This is a genomic window from Chiayiivirga flava (assembly GCF_014202825.1).
GTDB lineage: Bacteria > Pseudomonadota > Gammaproteobacteria > Xanthomonadales > Xanthomonadaceae > Chiayiivirga > Chiayiivirga flava.
In genome coordinates, this window is the sequence record NZ_JACHHP010000004.1 from 99,142 (window position 1) to 119,458 (window position 20,317).

General features: G+C 70.0%; 20 protein-coding genes. 11 read left to right on the forward strand and 9 right to left on the reverse strand.

The features are described 5' to 3' along the window. The first annotated feature begins 126 nt into the window (after positions 1–126). The 3 genes from HNQ52_RS11370 to nagA are packed head-to-tail and all read left to right on the forward strand — an operon-like array spanning position 127 to position 3,079. Positions 127–891 carry a GntR family transcriptional regulator gene (locus tag HNQ52_RS11370; protein ID WP_183961296.1) on the forward strand — a complete coding sequence of 255 codons (765 nt, stop codon included), beginning with the start codon at positions 127–129 and terminating at the stop codon, positions 889–891. Beyond that, positions 888–1,928, forward strand: a complete 1,041-nt coding sequence (locus tag HNQ52_RS11375) for an SIS domain-containing protein (RefSeq protein WP_246387797.1) — start codon at positions 888–890, stop codon at positions 1,926–1,928. The genes HNQ52_RS11370 and HNQ52_RS11375 overlap by 4 nt, the downstream gene beginning before the upstream one ends. Next, positions 1,928–3,079 carry an N-acetylglucosamine-6-phosphate deacetylase gene (gene nagA / locus HNQ52_RS11380; protein ID WP_183961297.1) on the forward strand — a complete coding sequence of 384 codons (1,152 nt, stop codon included), beginning with the start codon at positions 1,928–1,930 and terminating at the stop codon, positions 3,077–3,079. Before HNQ52_RS11375 ends, nagA begins: the two co-directional genes overlap by 1 nt. Here nagA and HNQ52_RS11385 read toward each other — a convergent pair. Both HNQ52_RS11385 and HNQ52_RS11390 read right to left on the reverse strand, forming a co-directional pair. Continuing rightward, positions 3,069–4,142, reverse strand: a complete 1,074-nt coding sequence (locus HNQ52_RS11385; protein ID WP_183961298.1) for an acyltransferase family protein — start codon at positions 4,140–4,142, stop codon at positions 3,069–3,071. The genes nagA and HNQ52_RS11385 overlap by 11 nt on opposite strands. Continuing rightward, entirely contained in the window at positions 4,139–4,417 is a 279-nt protein-coding gene (locus HNQ52_RS11390) for a hypothetical protein (protein ID WP_183961299.1), read from the reverse strand. Before HNQ52_RS11390 ends, HNQ52_RS11385 begins: the two co-directional genes overlap by 4 nt. A 144-nt stretch (positions 4,418–4,561) precedes the next feature. On the opposite strand from HNQ52_RS11390, the gene HNQ52_RS11395 reads away from it, so the two are divergent. Both HNQ52_RS11395 and HNQ52_RS11400 read left to right on the forward strand, forming a co-directional pair. Further along, positions 4,562–5,128, forward strand: coding sequence for a type 1 glutamine amidotransferase domain-containing protein (locus HNQ52_RS11395; protein ID WP_183961300.1), 567 nt, complete (start codon positions 4,562–4,564; stop codon positions 5,126–5,128). Between the two features lie 81 nt (positions 5,129–5,209). Next, positions 5,210–5,740 carry a pyridoxamine 5'-phosphate oxidase family protein gene (locus HNQ52_RS11400; protein ID WP_183961301.1) on the forward strand — a complete coding sequence of 177 codons (531 nt, stop codon included), beginning with the start codon at positions 5,210–5,212 and terminating at the stop codon, positions 5,738–5,740. A gap of 72 nt (positions 5,741–5,812) precedes the next feature. On the opposite strand, the gene cysK is transcribed toward HNQ52_RS11400, so the two are convergent. Both cysK and cysG read right to left on the reverse strand, forming a co-directional pair. Next, entirely contained in the window at positions 5,813–6,769 is a 957-nt protein-coding gene (gene cysK, locus HNQ52_RS11405) for a cysteine synthase A (protein WP_183961302.1), read from the reverse strand. 115 nt (positions 6,770–6,884) lie between these two features. Continuing rightward, positions 6,885–8,333 (reverse strand): siroheme synthase CysG, encoded by a 1,449-nt coding sequence (gene cysG / locus HNQ52_RS11410; protein ID WP_183961303.1) that lies wholly within the window; start codon positions 8,331–8,333, stop codon positions 6,885–6,887. A gap of 208 nt (positions 8,334–8,541) precedes the next feature. On the opposite strand from cysG, the gene HNQ52_RS11415 reads away from it, so the two are divergent. From HNQ52_RS11415 to hemC, 5 genes are all read left to right on the forward strand, one after another. Next, entirely contained in the window at positions 8,542–9,525 is a 984-nt protein-coding gene (locus tag HNQ52_RS11415) for a LysR family transcriptional regulator (RefSeq protein WP_183961304.1), read from the forward strand. Positions 9,526–9,882: 357 nt separating this feature from the next. Further along, positions 9,883–10,563, forward strand: coding sequence for an alpha/beta hydrolase (locus HNQ52_RS11420; protein ID WP_183961305.1), 681 nt, complete (start codon positions 9,883–9,885; stop codon positions 10,561–10,563). Positions 10,564–10,602: 39 nt separating this feature from the next. Then, positions 10,603–11,667, forward strand: coding sequence for a sensor histidine kinase (locus HNQ52_RS11425; protein WP_183961306.1), 1,065 nt, complete (start codon positions 10,603–10,605; stop codon positions 11,665–11,667). Positions 11,668–11,707: 40 nt separating this feature from the next. Then, a complete protein-coding gene (locus HNQ52_RS11430) occupies positions 11,708–12,442 on the forward strand; it encodes a LytR/AlgR family response regulator transcription factor (RefSeq protein WP_183961307.1) in 735 nt (244 codons plus the stop codon). A 13-nt stretch (positions 12,443–12,455) separates the two neighbouring features. Then, a complete protein-coding gene (hemC, locus tag HNQ52_RS11435; protein WP_183961308.1) occupies positions 12,456–13,370 on the forward strand; it encodes a hydroxymethylbilane synthase in 915 nt (304 codons plus the stop codon). A gap of 16 nt (positions 13,371–13,386) precedes the next feature. On the opposite strand, the gene HNQ52_RS11440 is transcribed toward hemC, so the two are convergent. From HNQ52_RS11440 to HNQ52_RS11465, 5 genes are all read right to left on the reverse strand, one after another. Then, positions 13,387–14,151, reverse strand: a complete 765-nt coding sequence (locus HNQ52_RS11440; protein ID WP_183961309.1) for a DUF481 domain-containing protein — start codon at positions 14,149–14,151, stop codon at positions 13,387–13,389. A 154-nt stretch (positions 14,152–14,305) separates the two neighbouring features. After that, on the reverse strand, positions 14,306–15,259 hold the full coding sequence (locus HNQ52_RS11445; RefSeq protein ID WP_183961310.1) for a dimethyl sulfoxide reductase anchor subunit family protein: 954 nt from the start codon (positions 15,257–15,259) through the stop codon (positions 14,306–14,308). Between the two features lie 6 nt (positions 15,260–15,265). Continuing rightward, a complete protein-coding gene (locus HNQ52_RS11450; protein ID WP_183961311.1) occupies positions 15,266–15,598 on the reverse strand; it encodes a YbjQ family protein in 333 nt (110 codons plus the stop codon). 115 nt (positions 15,599–15,713) lie between these two features. Further along, positions 15,714–16,475: a 4Fe-4S dicluster domain-containing protein gene (locus HNQ52_RS11455; protein ID WP_183961312.1), complete on the reverse strand. Its 762-nt coding sequence runs from the start codon at positions 16,473–16,475 to the stop codon at positions 15,714–15,716. Then, the gene (locus tag HNQ52_RS11465; RefSeq protein WP_221282047.1) at positions 16,472–19,612 is read right to left on the reverse strand and encodes a molybdopterin oxidoreductase family protein; all 3,141 of its coding nucleotides are present in this window, start codon (positions 19,610–19,612) and stop codon (positions 16,472–16,474) included. Before HNQ52_RS11465 ends, HNQ52_RS11455 begins: the two co-directional genes overlap by 4 nt. Positions 19,613–19,786: 174 nt before the next feature. On the opposite strand from HNQ52_RS11465, the gene HNQ52_RS11470 reads away from it, so the two are divergent. Further along, positions 19,787–20,236 carry an acyloxyacyl hydrolase gene (locus HNQ52_RS11470; RefSeq protein ID WP_183961313.1) on the forward strand — a complete coding sequence of 150 codons (450 nt, stop codon included), beginning with the start codon at positions 19,787–19,789 and terminating at the stop codon, positions 20,234–20,236. Positions 20,237–20,317 lie beyond the last annotated feature (81 nt).

Consider the following 20,317-nt stretch of genomic DNA (forward strand, 5'->3'; position numbering starts at 1 on the left):
CGTTGCTCCGCCATGTCGGAATCGAGCAAAGCCACTGGGTCCCGGCGTTCGCCGGGACGACGGTGAGGGGCAGCGACAACCCGCCTCAGATGTGCGCGATTGGTATTGTAGTGGTATTGTATCGGTATGCTTCGCGCACTCCGCCAGGACTACTCGCGTCTCGCCCGGGCCGACGGCGGCCGCGCGCTTGCCTACGCCCGCCTGCGCGAGGTGCTGCAGCAGGCCATCGACGGCGGTCGCGTGACCGCCGGTCAGCCGCTGCCGAGCGAGCGCGATCTCGCCGAGGCGCTGAAGCTCTCGCGCGTGACCGTGCGCAAGGCGCTGTCCGGCCTCGTCGATGCCGGCCTGCTGGTGCAGCGCCGCGGCGCCGGCACCTTCGTCGCCGGCGAGCGCATCGTCAAACCGTTCTCGCGCCTCACCAGTTTCAGCGACGACCTGCGCGCACGCGGCCTCGATCCGCGCAGCGAGGTCCTCGAACGCGGCATCGGCGAGGTCACGCCGGACGAAGCGATGGCCCTCGATCTCTCGCCCGGCACGCGCGTCGTGCGCCTGCACCGCGTCCGCCACGGCGGCGGTCAGCCGCTCGCGATCGAACGCAGCGTCGTGCCGCAGGCGCTGCTGCCCGATCCGCTGCTGGTGCGGCACTCGCTCTACGACGCGCTCGAGGCGCGCGGCCATCGCCCCGTGCGTGCGTTGCAACGGCTGCGCGCGGTCGCGTTCGATGCGCGCCAGGCCAGACAGCTGGCGCTGCCCGTCGGCAGTCCGGGCCTTCTGATCGAACGCCGTGCCTTCCTCGCCGATGGCCGTGCGGTCGAGTTCACCCGTTCCTGGTACCGCGGCGATGCCTACGATTTCGTCGCCGAACTGCACAGCGAAGGAGGTACGCAATGATCCGAACCCCGGAAGGAAACGCCGCCGCGCCGACGCTGATGTTTGCCGAGGCGGCCGAGGCCGCCGATGTGGTCGCACGCCAGTTCGAGCGCAACGCGGACATCGTTGCCGCACTCGCGTCGGCGCTCGGGCACGCGCCGCCGCGCTTCGTGGTCACGTGTGCGCGCGGCAGTTCCGACCATGCCGCCACGTACGCCAAGTACCTGTTCGAGACGCGCTTGGGCATCGTCACCGCGTCCGCATCGCCCTCGGTGGGCTCGGTCTACGCCGTGCCGCAGCGGCTCGACGGCGCCCTGTTCCTGGCGATCTCGCAGTCGGGCAAGAGCCCGGACCTGCTGCGCAACGCGGAAGCCGCGCGCGATGGCGGCGCGCGCGTGGTGGCGCTGGTGAACGTGGAGGATTCGCCGCTGGCGCAGCTCGCAGACACCGTGGTCCCGCTGCATGCCGGTCCCGAGCGCAGCGTGGCCGCGACCAAGAGCTACATCGCATCGCTCGCCGCGATCGCGCATCTTGCGGCGCTGTGGAGTCCGCAGCCTGACCTGCGCAATGCGCTGCCCGCGCTGCCGGCGGCACTGCGCGAGGCGTGGCGCATCGACTGGACCGCGCTCGCGGATGGCCTGGTCGACGCGCGCAACCTGTTCGTGCTCGGGCGCGGCCTGGGGCTTGCCGTGGCGCAGGAAGCCGCGCTGAAGTTCAAGGAAACCTGCGGCCTGCATGCGGAAGCCTACAGTTCGGCCGAGGTGAAGCACGGGCCGATGGCGCTGGTCGGGCCGGGGTTCCCGGTGCTGTGTGTCGCGCAACCGGACGAGACCGAAGCCGGAACGATCGCGCTCGCGCAGGAGTTCCGGACGCGTGGAGCGCAGGTGTGGCTGGCGTCGTCGCACGGGGACCTGCGGCTTGCGTCGTCGCCGCATCCCGCGCTGGCGCCACTGCTGGCGATCCAGAGCTTCTATCGCGCGATCGAATCGCTGGCGCGGCGGCGTGGCTTCGACCCGGATGTGCCGCCGCACCTGAACAAGGTTACGGAAACCGTGTGATGGCGGTGCACCTGGTCAACGGACGCGTGCTGGTGGGCGAGGAGTTCGTCGACGGCGTGACGGTGCGCCTGGAAGGCGAGCGCATCGTCGCGGTGGATGCGGATGCGAAGCTGCGCGACGCCTCGGCGACGCGGCACGATCTGCGCGGTGCGTGGCTCGTGCCGGGATTCATCGATTGCCAGGTCAACGGCGGTGGCGGAGTGTTGTTCAACGGAAATCCGAGCGTCGAGGGCATCCGCCGCATCGGCGCGGCGCATCGGCGCTTCGGCACCACCGCGTTCCTGCCGACGCTGATCAGCGACGATGCCGCGACCATGCGCGCCGCGCTCGCGGCCGTGGACGCGGCGATCGCGCAGGGTGTGCCGGGCGTGATCGGCGTGCATCTGGAAGGGCCGTACCTCGCGCCCGCGCGCCAGGGCACGCACGATGCGGCGCAATTCCGCGTGCCGGATGCCGACGAGATCGCGCTGGCCACGTCGTTGCGTGGTAGCGTCACGCTGATCACGCTCGCACCCGAGCGACTGCCGGTCGACACGCTGCGCGCGCTGCAGGCCGGCGGTGCGATCCTCGCCGCCGGCCACACCGCCGCCACCTTCGAACAGATGCGCACCGCGCTCGATGCCGGCGTGCGCGGCTTCACCCATCTCTACAACGCGATGACGCCGCTGCAGGGACGCGAACCGGGCGCGGTCGGCGCCGCGCTCGACGACCGCGACAGCTGGTGCGGGATCATCGTCGACGGCCACCACGTGCACGCCGCAAGTCTGCGCGTGGCGCTTGCGGCCAAGCCGTGCGGCAAGGTCTTCCTCGTCACCGACGCGATGCCGCCGGTGGGCAGCGACGATCCGGCGTTCGTGCTGTACGGCGAGACCATCACCGCGGTCGACGGCATCTGCCGCAACGCCGCCGGCGCATTGGCCGGCTCCGCGCTCGACATGGCCGCGGCGGTGCGCAACAGCGTGGGGACGCTGGGCGTGTCGCTGGCGGAGGCGGCACGCATGGCCTCGCTGTATCCCGCGCAGTTCCTCGGCCTTGCGAGCGAACGTGGCCGCATCGCGGCCGGCATGCGCGCCGATCTTGCCGTGCTCGACGCGGGGCTCGATGTGGTCGCGACCTACATCGGCGGGGTGCGCGAGCAGGTCAGATCCTGACGTGGATCCCTCGGCGGTCCATCCACCGCACAATCGCCCACCACAACGCCACGAACGCCACCGCAAACGCGAGCGACGGCACGTACGGTCCGAACAGCGGCGTCATCCAGCGCGCGAAGGCGTGATCGTAGAGCGCCTGCCACCCGCCGAGTGCGACGAACACGTAGACCATCAGCGCCGAACCGGCATACGCCGCGATGGCGTTGACGCCGAACCGCCGACCGAGCGCAGGCCAGCCGCGGCGATCGATCGCCGCGTGGCAGGCCGCAAGCACCAGCATCGCGATGCCGCCGCTCCACAGCACGTACGAGGATGTCCAGAGGTTCTTGTTGAGCGGCAGCACCAGCGACCACGCGAGACCCGCAGCCAGTGCGATCGCGCCCGCGGCGACGAGCGCACGCACGTCGCCCGCGCGCAACCACGCGCCGGCGCGCAGGCCGAGCACGGTGGTCGCGATGGCGGGCACGGTGCCGACGAGTCCCTCGGGGTCGTGTCCGCGGCCGGTGACGGGGTCGAACTGGTAGAGCCACGGCGCGAACAGCGCGGTGTCGACGCGGCTCGCGACATTGTCGAACGGCGCGAGCGTGCCGCCGGCGGCAAGCAGGGCCCAATGGCCGAGCACCAGCGCGGCGAACAGCGCCCACTGCCGCCGCGCAGCGATGAAGATCGCAGCCAGTCCGGCCGCGGCGAAACACACTCCGATCCGCTGCAGCACGCCCCAGAGGCGGAAGTGCGCCTGGTCCAGCAGCACGAACGCGCATAGATGCAGCAGCAGCCCCAGCAGCACGATGCGTGCGGCCCGAACCAGCACGGCACGCATCAGCACCGCCGGTGCATCGCCGCGTTCGACGCGCGGCGAAATCGCCAGCGCGGTGGACACGCCGACGAGGAACAGGAACAGCGGGAACACCAGGTCGGTCGGCGTCGCGCCGTGCCATGCCGCATGCTGCAGCGGCGCGTAGACATGGCCCCAGTCTCCCGGGTTGTTGACCAGCAGCATCGCCGCCACCGTGCTGCCGCGCAGTGCGTCGACGGATGCGAACCGGGGTGCGGCCGGGTTCATCGCGCGAGCGTGCCGCGGTCGCCTGCGCATGCTGCCGTCGTCGAGGTGTCGCCCATGCCCACGTTGCCGCGCTCCCTGTCCGCGATGCCGGCGCTACTGTATGCGATGGTGGCTGGCGTGGGCATCGTGTCGTCGACATCGTGCCGCGGACATCCGCACAATCGCCGCAGCGGCGCGTGATCGTTTTCAGCAGAATGGTCGGGTTTCTCGCCACGGCGGGGTCGTTCGCAACACGCGCGCAGGGCGTTTTGCGAGGCGCCGATCGCCACGGGCATGCAATTGGCCCGTGCCCGCGTGGCCGCGGATGAATCCGCACCGACCGCGGAGCCACGGTTCACCCGCGTTTCACCTGCAACGCCACGGCGACAGCTACCTTGCGGAGGCGACACAGAAGTCGCGTCCACACAAGGGAGTTCCAAATGGCCAGCAAGCAGCTTCACGGCAAGACCGTCGCCATCCTCGCCGCCGACGGGTTCGAGGAATCCGAACTCACCCACCCGCTGAAGGCGTTGACCGACGCCGGTGCGCAGGTGCACGTGATCTCGTTGAAGGCCGGCAGCATCCAGGGCTTTCGCCATTTCGAGAAAGGCGAACAGGTCAAGGTCGATCGCGTGTTGTCCGAGGTGCGTGCCGATGCCTACGACGCGCTGCTCGTTCCCGGCGGTCTGTTCAACCCCGATGCGCTGCGCACGGAACGCTCCGCGCTGGACTTCGTCAAGGCCATCGCCACCGCCGGCAAGCCGGTCGCGGCGATCTGCCACGGCCCGTGGGTGCTCGCCGACGCCGGCCTGCTCGAAGGCCGCGAAGTCACCTCCGTCGCCAGCATCCGCAAGGATCTCGAGAACGCCGGTGCGCTGTGGGCGGACAAGGCGGTGGTCACCGACAACGGAATCGTCACCAGCCGCACGCCGAAGGATCTTGAGCAGTTCAGCGCCAAGGTGATCGAGGAGATCGCCGAGGGCCGGCACGCCCGCCGCGCGGCCTGATCGTCCGCGGCACCGCCTCGTCCCGCCCGCGCCGTGCCGGCCGCACGGCATCGACCCATCATCCATTGCCAGGAGCGCATCATGAGCGATCGACATGCAACCACCCGCGCGGAACACATCAGGAAACTCGCCGAACTGATCAAGGGCGTCGACATCGCCATGCTGACCACGCGCAAGGCCGACGGCAGTCTCGTCAGCCGTCCGCTCGGCACGCAGGAGGTCGAATTCGACGGCGATCTGTGGTTCGCGACCGGGGCCGACAGCGAGAAGGTCGCCGAGATCCAGGCCGACCCGCGCGTCAATGCGGCGTATGCGTCGAAGGGAAGCAACAGCTACGTGTCGGTCGCGGGCACCGCAACCATCGTCCGCGACCGCGCCAAGATCGACGAACTCTGGTCGCCGGCGATGAAGATCTTCTTCCCCGGCGGCAAGGACGACCCCAACCTCGTGCTGATCCGCGTGCGTGCGGAAAGCGCCGAATACTGGGACGGGCCGGGCTCGATCTTCGGCAAGGCGCTCTATCTGCTCGTGGCCGGCGTCACCGGCGAAGCCGGCAGCCTCTCCGACCAGGCGACCATCGACCTGAAGCCGCACCGTGACGCAGCGGCGTGACGCACCGCGCCGCGGGACGACGTTCCGCGGCGTGTGCAGCCGTGTTCGCGCCGCTTCGAGAAAGGCATTCGATCAGGGCAACGTGCCGAGCCACTCGTCGTCCGAGGCTTCGTTCACGCCTTCGAACAGGAAGGTGCTGAGGTAGCGCTCGCCGGTGTCCGGCAGCATGGTCAGGATCACGCTGCCCGGTTCGGCCGTCTCGGCCACCTTCAACGCCGCGGCGGCGGTGGCACCGGCGGAGATGCCGACGAAGATCCCTTCTTCGGCGGCGAGGCGGCGCGCGGTGTCGCGTGCCAGCACGTCGTCGATGGGAATGATGTCGTCGGCGACGCTGCGGTTGAGCACGCCCGGCACGAAATCGGGCGTCCAGCCCTGGATCTTGTGCGGTTTCCATTCGGCGCCGGCGAGCAGCGACGCGCCGGCCGGTTCGCACGTCACGATCTTGAGATCCGGTCGCGCGAGTTTGAGGATCTCGCCCGCGCCGGTGAGCGTGCCGCCGGTGCCCCAGCCGGTGACGAAGGTGTCCAGTCGCTTGCCGGCGAAATCGCGCAGGATTTCCGGGCCCGTCGTGCTGCGGTGGTAGGCCGGGTTGGCGGGGTTGTCGAACTGGTTGGCGAGGAACCAGCCGTGCTGCGCGGCCAGTTCCTTCGCGCGGCGCACCATGCCGCTGCCGCGTTCGGCGGCCGGCGTGAGGATTACCTTGGCGCCGTACGCACGCATGAGCTTGCGGCGTTCGATCGAGAAGGTTTCGGTCATCACCGCGACGAACGGATAACCGCGCGCGGCCGCCACCATCGCGAGCGCGACGCCGGTGTTGCCGGAGGTGGCCTCGACGATGGTCTGGCCGGGTTGCAACGCGCCGCTGCGCTCGGCGTCGAGCACGATCGCGAGCGCGAGACGGTCCTTCACCGAGCCGCCGGGATTGAACGATTCCACCTTGGCGTAGAGCGTCACGTGCTCGGGCGCGAGCCGGTGCAGGCGCACGATGGGTGTGTTGCCGATGGTGTCGAGGATGGTGTCGTAGAGCATGGAGGGATCTCCGGTGGAAACGGGGTCGGCGCGGCGATGCGAGCCTAGCAGTGCGGCGGGGCGGGTGGCGGCGGCGGACGGGCGCTGCGCCGCATGCCGTCGGGAAACGCTGTTTTCACGCCGCGTGCGCCATCGCGGCGCCGTCGTCCGGGGCCGCGGCCTGCGGCGCACCGAGCGGTGCGGCACCGAACCAGTGCAGGTCCGCGGCGAGGGCCGCCACCTCGCCCAGCAGCAGCAGCGCAGGCGATTGCACCGCATGCGCCCGCGCCCGTGCCGGCAGGTCGGCCAGCGTGCCGAGCACGATGCGCTGGTCCGGCCGCGCGCCGTTTTCCACCAGCGCGAACGGCGTGCCCGGTGCGCGGCCGTGCGCGATCAGGCGTTCGCGCAGGGCCGCAAGGCCCGCCACGCCCATGTAGACGGCCAGTGTCTGCCGTTCCTGCGCCAGCGCCTGCCAATCGAGCGTGTCGAGCGAGGCCTTGCAGTGCGCGGTGACGAAGCGCACCGACTGCGCGTGGTCGCGGTGGGTGAGCGGCACGCCGGCGTGGGCGGCGCAGGCGAGCGCGGCCGTGATGCCGGGCACCACTTCGTAGTCGATGCCGTGCGCGCGCAGGTATTCGAGCTCCTCGCCGCCGCGGCCGAAGACGAACGGGTCGCCGCCCTTGAGCCGCACCACGCGCTTGCCGGCGTCCGCGTGTTCGCGCATCAGCGCGTGGATGGCGTCCTGCGCAGTGTGGTGATGGCCGGCCTGCTTGCCGGTTTCGATCAGTTCGGCGTCGCGCCGCGCCAGCGCGAGCACGGCGCGCGGCACCAGGCGATCGTGCAGGATCACGTCGGCGTCCTGCAGGCGGCGCTGGGCCTTGAGCGTGACCAGGCCCGGATCGCCCGGGCCGGCGCCGACGATCGACACGAAGCCGCGTGGCGCCGTGTCCGCCGCATCGAGCGCGCGCGCCAGCTCGGCCTCGGCCGCGTCCGGCCGCTGCTGGCGCAGGCGATCGGCCACCGCGCCGTGCTGCAGGGATTCCAGGAACCGCCGCCGCGTCGGCAGGTGCGGCAGGCGCGTGCGGATGCGCTCGCGCCAGCGTTGCAGCAGCGCTGCGAGCGGTGCGAGGGTGTCGTCGAGCATGGCCTCGATGCGCTCGCGCAGCTGCCGCGCGAGCACCGGCGCGGCGCCGCCGCTGGAGATGGCGATTTGCAGCGGGCTGCGGTCGATCACCGCCGGCACCTGCGCGCTGGACAGATCGGCGTCGTCGACAACGTTGATGTAGAGGTGCCGCGCCGCGGCGGCGGCGGCCACCGTCGCGTTGACGGCGCGATCGTCGGTGGCGGCGACGACCAGCCAGGCGCCATCGAGATGCTCGTCGGCAAAGTCGCGGGCACGCCAGGCGATGCGTCCTGCATCCACCCAGGCCTGCACGGCCGGGTGCAGTGCGCGGGCCACCACCTGCACGGCCGCGTCGCTGTCGAGCAGGGCGGCGATCTTGCGTCGCGCCACCTCGCCGCCGCCCACCACCAGCACGGCGCGACCGCGCAGATCGAGGAACAGCGGGAACAGGCGGGAGGTCATGCGGATGGGGCGGCGGCCGGACGGATCACGATCCTGCGCGCCGCGCCGCGCCGCCGGAAATGGCCGCCCCGCACCTTCTTATGCCTTTCTGGCATAAGCTCGCCGTGCAGCCTTCTTGGACGCATCGCGACCGTCGGGCTAGCGTCCGCCCACCCACCCACCCAGCTTTTTTTCCGAATCCCGAATCCCGAATCCCGAATCCCGCCCCATGACCCTGACCCAGCTGCGCTACCTCGTCGCCATCGCCGATTCGGGCCTCAACATCACCCTGGCGGCCGAGCGCGTGCACGCCACGCAACCGGGTCTGTCCAAACAGCTCAAGCAACTCGAGGACGAGCTCGGCTTTCCGCTGTTCGCGCGCAAGGGGCGGAGCCTGGAATCGGTCACGCCGCCGGGCGTGGAGGTGATCGCGCGCGCGCGCCTGGTGCTCAACGAGGCCAACAACATCCGCGCGCTGGCCGCCAACCTGCGCCGCGAAAGCGTCGGCGAACTGTTCCTGAGCACCACCCACACCCAGGCGCGCTACGTGCTGCCCGGCGCCATCGCGCGGCTCAAGCGCGCCTATCCCGACGTGAGCGTGCATCTCACGCCCACCGGCGAAGGCGAGGCGCTGGACGAGTTGGGCAAGGGCGCCGACGTGGCGCTGGTGAGCAGCTCCGGGCAGGCGCCGGGCGGCGGCATCGCGGTGCCGCTGTTCCGCTGGCAGCGCGTGGTGCTGGTGCAGAACAGCCACCACCTCGCACGACTCGCGCGCGCGCCCACGCTGGCCGAGCTCGCCGACGAACCGCTGGTGAGCTACGAGTCCTCGCTCAAGCCCGAGTCCTCGCTGCGGCAGGCCTTCGCGCAGGCCGGGCTCACGCCGCGCATCGCGTTCACCGCGCGCGATGCCGACCTGATCAAGACCTACGTGCGCGCCGGGCTCGGGGTCGGGATTCTGGCCGAGATGGCGATCCTGCCGGAGGACGGCGCGGACCTCGCCACGCTGCCGGGCGATCCGCACTTTTCGAACTGCGTGGCCTGGGCCATCCTGCCGCGCGAACGCGTGCCGCGCGACTACACGCTGGGCCTGCTGACCACGCTTGCGCCGCAGCTCGACCGGCGCGATCTGCGGCGTGCGCTGGAAGGGACGTTCGAAGGGCCGTGGCCGGCGGCGCCGGACTGGCGGGCGCTGGTGGCGTCGCAGGGGGAGTGAGGTAGTGTCTTGATCGGGGTGGTGGTCGGTGCGGGGAGGAAGAGCACCCCCTTCCGGCTGTCGCCACCTTCCCCCGCGTTGCGGGAGAAGGATTCCGGTATGCGGCTGCGAGGCAATGCCGCCGCGTTGCAGGAGGATGGCACGAAGCAGCAACGCGATGCCCCGCGGCGGTGTGCGATGCAAACCAGCCCGGATATGCCGAAAACTGCAGCGGAGGAGTCCTTCTCCCGCGCAGCGGGGGAAGGTGGCGGCAGCCGGAAGGGGGTCGGCCGCGACAGCGTCCGAAGTCCCGGATCCAGCCATCTCCGGCTCGCCTGTGTTTTCATAGCGGTCTTTCTCTTCGCGAGCTCCCGCACCATGGCCCAGGCCTTCGACGGCATCGAACTCACCACCGGCGACACCCCCGCGTGGGCTGTGATCTGGCTGCACGGCCTCGGCGCCGACGGGCACGACTTCGAGCCGATCGTGCCGCAGTTCGCGCGGCGCGACTGGCCGGCGATCCGGTTCGTCTTTCCGCATGCGCCGATCCGCCCGGTGACCATCAACAACGGCGTGCGCATGCGTGCGTGGTACGACATCCTCGGGCTGGAAATCGCGCAGCGGCAGGATGTCGACGGCATCTACGCGTCGGTGAAGGCCGTCGATGCGCTGATCGCGCGCGAAGCGGCGCGCGGCATTCCGAGCGAACGCGTGATCCTCGCCGGATTCTCGCAGGGCGGCGCCATCGTGCTTGCGGCCGGCGTGCGGCATGCGCGGCCGCTGGGCGGCATCGTCGCGCTGTCCACCTACCTGCCGATGGCCGAGCGCACGGACGCGGAACGCAGCGAGGCCAACCGCGCCGTGCCGATCTTCATGGGCCACGGCACGCAGGATCCGGTGGTGGGTGTGGCGCTCGGCCAGATGAGCCGCGACTACCTCGCCAACCTCGGCTACCGCGTGGACTGGTTCGACTACCCGATGCCGCATTCGGTCAGTCCGAAGGAAATCACCGACCTGGGCGACTGGCTCGGCGAGCGGTTCGCCGCCGCGGCGCCCTGAGCGCTGCGCAACGGGCGCGACACCGGCTAGGCTGCACGCATGTCCGGCACCGACGACAGCCCCGCCCCCGCCTGGTCCAGCGTGCGCCCGTGGCTGCCGGATTTCTGCCGGCTGCCGACGCTGTTCGGCGTGATGGTGGCGGTGGAAGTGGCCGTGCTCACCGCCGTGCTGATCCGCTTGCCGACCACGCCCGACGCGTGGGTGAACCTGTTCACCGCGAGCCTGTTCGCGCAATGGCTGGCATCGCTGTCGGTGGGTGCGCTGTGCCGCGTGCGCCCGTGGATCGACACCCAGCCGCTGCTGCGCGGCGTGGCGATCGCGCTGGCCATTCCGGTGCTGGTGGCGCTCGCGGGATCGAGCCTGGTGGTGATGATCGATCTTGCGCTCGGCGCGCAGTGGACCGTGCCGCGCGAGGACGCGGCGGCCTTCGTGCTGGTGTGCGGGGCGGTGGCGCTGCTGCTCGGCGCGGCGCTGCTGCGCTACTTCTACGTCAGCGAACAGTGGCGCACCCAGGTGGCCGCGCACGCCCAGGCGGAAGTGCGCGCGCTGCAGGCGCGCATCAAGCCGCACTTCCTGTTCAACAGCATGAACTCCATCGCGAGCCTGGTGCGGCACGATCCGCGCACCGCCGAGCGCGCGATCGAGGATCTCGCCGACCTGTTCCGCGCCGCGCTCGGCGCCGGCCACGGCGAATCCACGCTCGGCGAGGAGCTGCATCTGGCCGAACGCTACCTCTCGATCGAGCAACTGCGCCTCGGCGACCGGTTGCAGGTCGCGTGGACACTCGATGCCGACCTGCCGCGGGCGCTGCCGATGCCGCGCCTGATCGTGCAGCCGCTGGTGGAAAATGCGGTGATGCACGGCGTGGCACGGCTCGACGGCGGCGGCACGATCACCATTGCGGCGCATGTCGACGGCCCCGTGCTGCGGCTGGACATACGCAATCCGTACCCGGCCGAGCGCAGCGGCCTGGACGGAGGCAACCGCCATGCGCAGGGAAGCATCGCGCAGCGCCTGCGGCACCGCTTCGGGCCGCTCGCGCATATGACGACCGATGCGCGCGACGGCTACTATGTGGCCACCCTGTGGCTGCCGCTCGACTGAGCCCGCGCCGCATCCCCGCCCGCACGACGACCCACGCCGCATGAAACTGCTCATTGCCGACGACGAACCGCTTGCCCGCCAGCGCCTGCGCGACCTGCTCGCCGACCTCGGCGGACACGAGGTGCTGGGCGAGGCCGGCAACGGCCGCGAAGCCTGCGAACTGGCCGCGCACCTGCGCCCGGACGTGGTGCTGATCGACATCGCGATGCCGGTGCTCGACGGCCTCGAAGCCGCGCAGCACATCGGCACGCTCGACCCCGCGCCGGCCATCGTGTTCTGCACCGCCTACGACGACCACGCGCTGGCCGCCTTCGACGCCAACGCGGTGGACTACCTGGTCAAGCCGATCCGCGCCGACCGGCTCGCCACCGCGCTCGAACGCGCGCGCCGCTTCACCTCCGACCGGCTGCGCGCGATCGGCGACGCGCTGCCGCAGAAGCCGCGCCGCACCCATCTGTCCGCGCGCCTGCGCGGCGAGTTGCGGCTGATCCCGGTGCGCGACATCCGCTACCTGCAGGCCGAGGAAAAATATGTGGTGGTGCACCACGCCGGCGGCGAGGATCTGGTGGAGGATTCGCTCAAGGCGCTGGAAACCGAATTCTCCGAAACCTTCGTGCGCGTGCACCGCAATTGCCTGATCGCCTGCACCGAGCTCAAGGAACTGGGGCGCGATTCCCAGGGACGCGACCTCGTGCGCATGCGCAACGACACGCACGAAATCGAAGTCAGCCGCCGCTGCCTGCCGACCCTGCGCCAGCGGATGCGCCAGCTGTGACGGCGCAGCGCGCGTGACGCCGTTGCGGATCGCCACGCGCAAGAGCGCGCTGGCCTTGTGGCAGACCGAACACGTCGCCGCGCGGTTGCGCGCCCTGCACCCGCAGCTGCAGGTGGAGCTGGTGCCGCTGTCCACGCGCGGCGACGAAGTGCTCGACCGCTCGCTCGCCACCATCGGCGGCAAGGGCCTGTTCCTCAAGGAACTGGAAGTGGCGATGCTGGACGGTGTCGCCGACATCGCCGTGCACTCGCTCAAGGACGTGCCGATGGAGCTCGATCCGCCGTTCGTGCTTGCGGCGGTGCTGGAACGGGCCGACCCGTTCGATGCGTTCGTTTCGAACGATCACGCATCCCTGGCGGCGTTGCCGCACGGCGCGCGCGTGGGCACGTCCTCGCTGCGGCGCCAGGCGCAGCTGCGCGCGCGGCGGCCGGATCTGGAACTCGTGGATCTGCGCGGCAACGTCAACACGCGCCTGGGCAAGCTCGACGCGGGGCAGTACGACGCCATCGTGCTCGCGTGCGCCGGCCTGCAGCGGCTGGGCCTGGACACGCGCATCCGCGAACGCCTCGTCGCCCCCGACTGGCTGCCGGCCGGCGCGCAGGGCGCGATCGCGATCGAATGCCGCGCCGGCGACAGCGCCACGCAGGCGCTCGTCGGCGCGCTCGAACACGAGGCCACGCGCCTCTGCGTGGAGACCGAGCGCGCGATGAACCGCCGCCTGCACGGCAGCTGCCAGGTGCCGATCGCCGCCTACTGCACGCTTGATGGCAGCACCCTGCATCTATCGGGCCTCGTCGGCGACGCCGCCAGCGGCCGCTGCGTGCGGGCCGAGGCCTCCGGTGCACGCAAGTCACCGACGGCGGTGGGAGAGGCGGTCGCGCAGCGCCTGCTCGACGCGGGCGCCGGCGCACTGCTGGCCGGCGGCTGATCGCCGGCGGCGCGGCCTACTTGATGTTGTAGACGAGGTTCACCTTGGTGAGGGTGTCGGTCTTCTTCGTTGCCGGGCCGACCTCGGTGTTGTGCCGCACCTGCACGCCGGCCTTGAGCGCGAACGATTCGTTCATCGCCACCGAAATGCCGGTGTCGTTCTGGCCGAACGTGTTGTCGTCGCCGGACTCGACCAGGAAGGTGTTGTACAGCTCGGTGTTGTCGGTGAGCTTGTGCTTGAAGTCGAGCAGGCCGCGCGCGATGACGTCGTTTTCGGTCTCGCCGGTCTCCGCGCTCTTGGCGCGGCGGTAACCGGGACCGACTTCCGCGCTCAGCGTGGTGACCTCGTTCTTGATGAAGTTGTGGCCGTAGCCCATCGAGAACGTGGCCTGGCTTTCGAACGGCGCAAAGTCGTCGTTCTCGTAGCGCAGCGCCGCTACCCAGGAGCTGATCTCGTTGACCTTGATCGCGCTCGACGCGCCGGCCTCGTAGCGGTTGGCGGTGAGTTCGAAACGCTCCTCGGGGGTGCCGTCGCCGTCGAAATCGCCGCTGACCTCACCCTTGGAGCGCAGCACCGACAGATAGTAGTTGTGCTTCCACTCCGCGTCCTCGTTCTGGAACTGCAGCTTGCCGTTGAGATTGTCCGAGCGCGAGTTGCCGCGCGACAGCGCGAGGCCGAGCTCGCCGGTGCCGGTCCAGCCGGTGGGGGACGTTTCCTGCGCGGTGGCGGCAAACGGTGCGGAACACAGCAGCGCGATCGCGAGAGCGAGGGGCTTGGTCATGGAGATCTCCGGAGGACAGACAGCGGAAGGGCGCCGAAGGACGGGCAGCGAGGCCGGCGTGGCGCGCCGCGTATGCTAGGTGCAGGGCGGTGTGCGGGGGTGAATCCCCTGTGAACTCGGACCGATTGTGCGGCCATGCGCTGCCCGGCGCGCGTCAGGATTCGCCCGCGCGGTAGTAGAGCGCCACGGTATGGCGTGCCTGCGCGAAGAACAGCCAGCGCTCGACGAAGGCGCCGAGCAGGAACGTCGCTGCGGCCACCATCAGCGCAGGCAGCGACGCCGCGGGCCACAGCAGCGCCAGGGCCAACGCCAGCGCCGGCAGCGCGAACGCGAGCAGCAGCACGAGGGTACGCAGGCGCGTCGCATGCTTGCGCGCGAGCACGAATCCCATCTCGCGCAGCAGGTAATTGGTTTCGGTGTGCGGCGCCTCGAAACTGCGCACGGTGCCGAACGCACCCAGGCCCGTGGCGCGTTCGGCATCGCTGGCAAACGGCGCAGCGTCGGTGTCGCGCCAGTAGCGCAGCTTGAGCGCCAGCAAGGCAAGGCCGAGCAGCAGCACGGTCGCGCTCGCGCCGAGCGCATCGCGCGCGGGCACCATGCCGCGCAGTGCCAGCAGGAATCCCAGCATCCACGCGCCGCCGAGCAGCGAAAAGCCCAGATACCCGGGAACCACCCCGCGGTGGCGCCATGCGGCAACGGGCTTGAGCGAAGCGTAGATCATCGCGGTGCAGGCCACCGTGGCGAGCGCGAACAGAGCCGTCGCGCCGCCGGCGACCCGCGTCCACGCACCGTCGCCGCCGCGCCACAGCAGCGCGAACAGCAGCAGCGTCGGCGCATAACCGAGCACCGCCAGCACGCCTTCGCGCGAGAGCCACGAACTGCGCCACTGGCTGAAGGCGCGCCACGCGCGCAGCGGTTTTCCAAGATGCGCCACCGAGGCGAACAGGCCGACGGTGATCAGAGCCAGCGCCGTGCCGAACACCATCACCAGCAGCGTGCGGTCGGGCACAAGCGGCGACCATGCGCAGCGCAGCCCGAACCAGGCGAGCATCCCGTAGCCGGTGCCCGACAGCGTGGTGAACAGGATGACCGACAGCGCAGGATGCATCGTCGATCAGGCGCCCGTCACGCGCACGGCGGTGCCGGACACCGACACCATCATCATCGCGCCGCCGTCCTGCAGCTGGATGGTCTGGTAGTCCAGATCCACGCCGATCACGCCGTTCGCGCCGAGCCCGCGCGCCTGGTCGAGCATGTCTTCCATCGCCTCCTGCTTGGCGCGGCGCAGGACCTTTTCGTAGCTGCCGGAACGGCCGCCGAGCACGTCGCGGATGCCCGCGAAGAAATCCTTGAACACGTTCGCGCCGAGGATGGCTTCGCCGCTGACGAGGCCGAGGTACTTTTCGACCGTGTGCGGCTGCACGGTGGAGGTGGTGGAGATCAGCATGATTGGGCTCCCGGTTGACCGATGACGTGTTCCGCAATGACGTTGGATTTGTCCTCATCGTCATCCCGGCAAACGCCGGGATGACGGAACTTCGAGGTGTCCACGCGACAACCGCTCACCGCGACAGCACCCGATCGAGCCAGCGCAGCACCGGCGGGAGCTTGGCCGGATCGAGCGCGTCGTCGCGCGGTGCCTCCGGCGTGCCGGTCGCACCGCGCCGCGGCCGTGGCGGCAGATACTTGTTGACCGGCCTGTAGCCGAGCTCCGGCATCAGGTCGACCCCGTCGCGTGCCGCGACGAGCTTCGACACGTCCGATTCGGGATCGCCCAGATCGCCGAAATGCCGCGCACGCGTGGGACACGCCTGCACGCAGGCCGGTTCGCGTTCGGCCTCGGGCAGGTGGGTGTTGTAGATGCGGTCCACGCAGAGCGTGCATTTTTTCATCACGCCCTCGACCGCGCTGTACTCGCGCGCACCGTACGGGCACGCCCACGAACACAGCTTGCAGCCGATGCACTTGTCCTCGTCGACAAGCACGATGCCGTCCTCGGCACGTTTGTAGCTGGCGCCGGTGGGGCACACCGTGACGCAGGCCGGCGTCTCGCAGTGCAGGCACGACCGCGGGAAATGCACCGTCATCGCGGGCGTGTCCGGTGCGGCCGGTTCCACCTCGTAGCTGTGCACGCGGTTGAACCAGACGCCGAACGGCTCCTTGCCGTACGGGTCTTCGTCCGTCACCGGCCCGGCGACGCCGCCGGAGTTCCACTGCTTGCACGCGGTGGCGCAGGCGTGGCACCCGACACAGGTGTCGAGGTCGATGACGAGGCCGAGTTTTTTTGCGCCCGTCCGCGATGCGGGCGGCGGCAGCATCGTCATGCGTGGTCCTTGCGGCGGAAACCTGCGCCGTAGCGCAGTGGTGCGTTGTTCGCAGTACCGAGGTCGAGCGGGGCGAACTGCGGTTCGGCCAGATCGGTGCGCGTGGATTTGCGGATCGACACGCGCAGGTCGAACCACGCGGCCTGGCCGGTGACCGGATCGGCATTGGCGTAGTCGTCGGCGCGGGTGCGTTCGGAGATGAGATGGTTGAGAAGGAAGCCCTGCGTGGATTCCGGGGCGTCTTTTGCCAGGCGCCAGGCGCCCTTGCGTTTGCCGATCGCGTTCCAGGTCCAGACGGTGTCGGGTTGCACGTTGGCGGCGACTTTCACCTGCACGGTGATGGTGCCGTTGGGGGAGGTGACGTCGACCCAGTCCTCGTTCGCCACGCCGTGGGCGCGCGCGGTGTCGGGGTGCAGGTAGAGGTAGTTGCGCGTGGCGATCTGGCGCAGCCACGCGTTCTGTGAGCCCCAGGCGTGGTACATGAACATGGGGCGTTGGGTGATGGCGTACAGCGGGAAGGGTTCGTGTTTCGACGCATTCCCGTCATTCGCCGCAGCGTTTGCTTCCCCTCTCCCGGCGGGAGAACGGTGAGGCCGATTGCCATCGGCCGAACGGGCAGCGGCGGATGAGGGTTCGGGCGGAGTCGTGCGTTCAACCTCGACGGATGCCGCATGGGCGTATGGGGCTACGCGACTTGATGGGTCGGGGCGAGAGCCGGGCGTCGAGTCCGTACCGAACCCTCTCCCCAACCCCTCTCCCGGGGGGAGAGGGGCTTTTGAGGCGGGTGAGGGTGCCGATGCGTCGACCGTCTCGTACCAGATCGGCAGCGGATCGAAATACGTCGCCACGCGCGCGCGATGCTCGGGCGGCGGCTGCACGGCGCCATGGCCCTGCGCCGCCAATCGGAATTTCTGCAGCGTTTCCGAATACAGCTGCAGCACGATCGGTTCCGCATTGCCGATGAAGCCCATCTGCTGCGACCACTGCAGGTAGTCGCGATTGGCCATCTTGTAGTACCGCGCCGATGCGGGAACCGGCAGGTGCCAGAAGCCGCCGTGTTCGATGTAGCGCTGCAGCTGCTGCGGATTCGGCGGGCCCTTGCCGTGCGATTGCCCGTCCGCGCCGCGCCAGCCGGCGAGCAGGCCGACGCCGGGCGCGCGTTCGTGCCGCACCATGTAGTCGGCGAAGTCGCGGTACGCGGGCGCGCCGTTCGCGTCCACCATGCCGGGCAGGCCGAGCCGCGCGCCCAGATCGAGCAGCACGGACTGGAACGGGCGCACATCGCGCGCCGGATTCTCGGCGTCGGTGGCCAGCACCGGCTGGCGGATCGCGTCGGCCGCGGCGTCGGCGTCGGAGATCGGGCGGTCGAGCAGGCTGATGCAGTCGTGCCGTTCGAGATACGTGGTGTCCGGCAGCACGAGGTCCGCGTACGCCACCATTTCGCTCGCATACGCGTCCGAATAGATGATGTGCGGGATGCGGTACGCGCCGTCGGCATCCCTGTCGGTGAGCATGTGCATCGTCTGCGTGGTGTTCATCGACGAATTCCAGCTCATGTTCGCCATGAACATCAGCAGTGTGTCGATGCGGTACGGGTCGCCGGCCCAGGCGTTGCGGATCACGCTGTGCATCATGCCGTGCGCGGCCAGCGGGTAGGCCCACGAATAGGCGTGGTCGATGCGGCGTGGACGGCCGTGTTCGTCGACGAGCAGGTCGTCGGGCGAGTGGATGAAGCCGAGCGGTGCGGCGTCGAGCGCGCCGTTGTCGCGGCGCGACCTGCCGGGACGGTTCGCCGGCGGGATCGGCTTGGGAAACGGCGGTTGGAAACGGAAACTGCCCGGCGTATCGACCGCGCCGAGCAGCAGTTGCAGCAGGTGGATGGCGCGGCAGGTGTGGAAGCCGTTGCTGTGCGCGCTGATGCCGCGCATGGCGTGGAAACTCACCGGGCGGCCGATCATCTCGGCGTGGGTGCGGCCGTGGCTGTCGGTCCATTCGATCGGCAACGAAAACGGATCGTCGAACGCGGCCGCCGCGAGTTCGCGCGCGATGCGCCGGATGGTGTCGGCCGGAATGCCGCAGGTGTCCGCGACGGCCTCGGGCGCGAATTGCGGGTCGAGATAGCGCTCGGCGAGCAGGTGGAAGACGGGCGTCGCCCTGCGTCCGTCGGGCAGGGTGTAATCGCCGACGATGGCGGGCGAGACGTCGATGCCCTCGGCCGGTGCGACGCCGGCCTGCCTTGCCGGCGTGTCGATCGACGCAGGTGTCGCCGCGTCGCGCGCCACGTGCCAGCACAGTGCGCGTCCCTCGGCATCGCGCGCGAACAGGCCGTCGTCCGCGGCGCCCGGGTCGCGGATCACCAGCCAGTGCGCATTGGTGTAGCGCACGAGGTATTCGAGGTCCACGCGGTCGTTGCGCAGCAATTCGTGGATCAGCGCAAACGCGAACAGGCCGTCGGTGCCCGGCCGGATGCCGATCCACTCGTCCGCGATCGCGCCGTAGCCGGTGCGCACCGGATTGATCGCCACCACTTTCGCGCCGCGGCCCTTGAGCTTGCCCAGGCCGAGCTTGATCGGATTGGAGTCGTGATCCTCGGCCACGCCCCACAGCATCAGGTAGCGCGAGTGCTCCCAGTCCGGTTCGCCGAACTCCCAGAACGAGCCGCCCAGCGTGTACAGCCCGCCTGCGGCCATGTTCACCGAACAGAACCCGCCGTGCGCGGCGTAGTTGATGGTGCCGAACTGCTGCGCCCACCAGCCGGTGAGCGCCTGCGACTGGTCGCGACCGGTGAAAAACGCCAGTTCGTCGGGATTGCGTTCGCGGATCGGCTTCAGCCAGTCGGTCGCGAGCTGCAATGCTTCGTCCCATTCGATCTCGCGGAACTCGCCCGACCCGCGCTCGCCCACGCGCAGCAACGGCTTCGACAGCCGCGCCGGCGAGTAGTGCTGCATGATGCCGGCCGAGCCCTTGGCGCACAGCACGCCGCGGTTCACCGGGTGCTCGGGGTTGCCCTGGATGTAGCGAATCCGGCCGTCCTTGAGCCACACCTTGATGCCGCAGCGGCAGGCGCACATGTAGCAGGTGGTGTGCCTGACGTCGTCGCCGGGCGAGGGCGAGAGATCGAGCGCGGGCTCACGCATCGCGCCCCACCGCGGTGTGCAGGGCGCGTGCGCTGGGTGTCGAAGGCCGGATCGGTCGCATCCGTGCATTGTCGCGGATTCGCGCCCCGCGCGACATGCCGCACGGCCATGCATTTGCGCATGCTGCGCTGCGGCGTAAGATGCGCGGTCTTCCAACCCCGAGGAATGTGCGCGATGCGTTTGACCTATCTTGCCGGCGCACTGCTCGCCGGCGTCCTGCTGTCCCCTGCCGCGCAGGCCGGCTGGCATGTCGGCGTGGGCCCGGTCGATGAGATCGACGGCGAGGGCTCCTGGCTCGCCACGGTGAGCTGGGAAACCGAACAGGTCCACCCGTGGGAGTTCATGGCCGGCTACATCGACGAGCGCGATGCCCCCGCCATCCGCACCCCGGACGTGGTCTGGATTTCGGCCTCGAAGCGCTTCACCTGGCGCGGCTGGTTTGCGCAGGGCGGCATCGCCTACGCCGACGTCGACAACGACATCCTCTCCAACCACTTCCAGTTCCAGACCGGCATCGGCTACGACTTCGGCCGTGTCGCGCTGTCGCTGCGCCATCTCTCCAACGCCAACACCGGCGGCCGCAACCGTGGCGAGACCTTCCTGCTGGCGCAGTACGGGTTCTGAATCCGGGCACGGGCCGGTTTTCGCCGTCGCACAACGAACAACGGCTCGTCCGCAGAGACGAGCCGTTGTCGTTTTCAGCGC

Bases quoted from the DNA above. Each gene is read 5' to 3' on its own strand.
- HNQ52_RS11425 (WP_183961306.1), top strand. From the start codon at position 10,603: ATGTCCGGCACCGACGACAGCCCCGCCCCCGCCTGGTCCAGCGTGCGC.
- HNQ52_RS11395 (WP_183961300.1), top strand. From the start codon at position 4,562: ATGGCCAGCAAGCAGCTTCACGGCAAGACCGTCGCCATCCTCGCCGCC.
- HNQ52_RS11465 (WP_221282047.1), bottom strand. From the start codon at position 19,612: ATGCGTGAGCCCGCGCTCGATCTCTCGCCCTCGCCCGGCGACGACGTC.
- HNQ52_RS11420 (WP_183961305.1), top strand. From the start codon at position 9,883: ATGGCCCAGGCCTTCGACGGCATCGAACTCACCACCGGCGACACCCCC.
- HNQ52_RS11450 (WP_183961311.1), bottom strand. From the start codon at position 15,598: ATGCTGATCTCCACCACCTCCACCGTGCAGCCGCACACGGTCGAAAAG.
- HNQ52_RS11370 (WP_183961296.1), top strand. From the start codon at position 127: ATGCTTCGCGCACTCCGCCAGGACTACTCGCGTCTCGCCCGGGCCGAC.
- HNQ52_RS11445 (WP_183961310.1), bottom strand. From the start codon at position 15,259: ATGCATCCTGCGCTGTCGGTCATCCTGTTCACCACGCTGTCGGGCACC.
- cysG (WP_183961303.1), bottom strand. From the start codon at position 8,333: ATGACCTCCCGCCTGTTCCCGCTGTTCCTCGATCTGCGCGGTCGCGCC.
- HNQ52_RS11400 (WP_183961301.1), top strand. From the start codon at position 5,210: ATGAGCGATCGACATGCAACCACCCGCGCGGAACACATCAGGAAACTC.
- HNQ52_RS11440 (WP_183961309.1), bottom strand. From the start codon at position 14,151: ATGACCAAGCCCCTCGCTCTCGCGATCGCGCTGCTGTGTTCCGCACCG.
- HNQ52_RS11430 (WP_183961307.1), top strand. From the start codon at position 11,708: ATGAAACTGCTCATTGCCGACGACGAACCGCTTGCCCGCCAGCGCCTG.
- HNQ52_RS11455 (WP_183961312.1), bottom strand. From the start codon at position 16,475: ATGACGATGCTGCCGCCGCCCGCATCGCGGACGGGCGCAAAAAAACTC.
- nagA (WP_183961297.1), top strand. From the start codon at position 1,928: ATGGCGGTGCACCTGGTCAACGGACGCGTGCTGGTGGGCGAGGAGTTC.
- cysK (WP_183961302.1), bottom strand. From the start codon at position 6,769: ATGCTCTACGACACCATCCTCGACACCATCGGCAACACACCCATCGTG.
- HNQ52_RS11390 (WP_183961299.1), bottom strand. From the start codon at position 4,417: ATGCCCGTGGCGATCGGCGCCTCGCAAAACGCCCTGCGCGCGTGTTGC.
- HNQ52_RS11385 (WP_183961298.1), bottom strand. From the start codon at position 4,142: ATGAACCCGGCCGCACCCCGGTTCGCATCCGTCGACGCACTGCGCGGC.
- HNQ52_RS11375 (WP_246387797.1), top strand. From the start codon at position 888: ATGATCCGAACCCCGGAAGGAAACGCCGCCGCGCCGACGCTGATGTTT.
- HNQ52_RS11415 (WP_183961304.1), top strand. From the start codon at position 8,542: ATGACCCTGACCCAGCTGCGCTACCTCGTCGCCATCGCCGATTCGGGC.
- HNQ52_RS11470 (WP_183961313.1), top strand. From the start codon at position 19,787: ATGCGTTTGACCTATCTTGCCGGCGCACTGCTCGCCGGCGTCCTGCTG.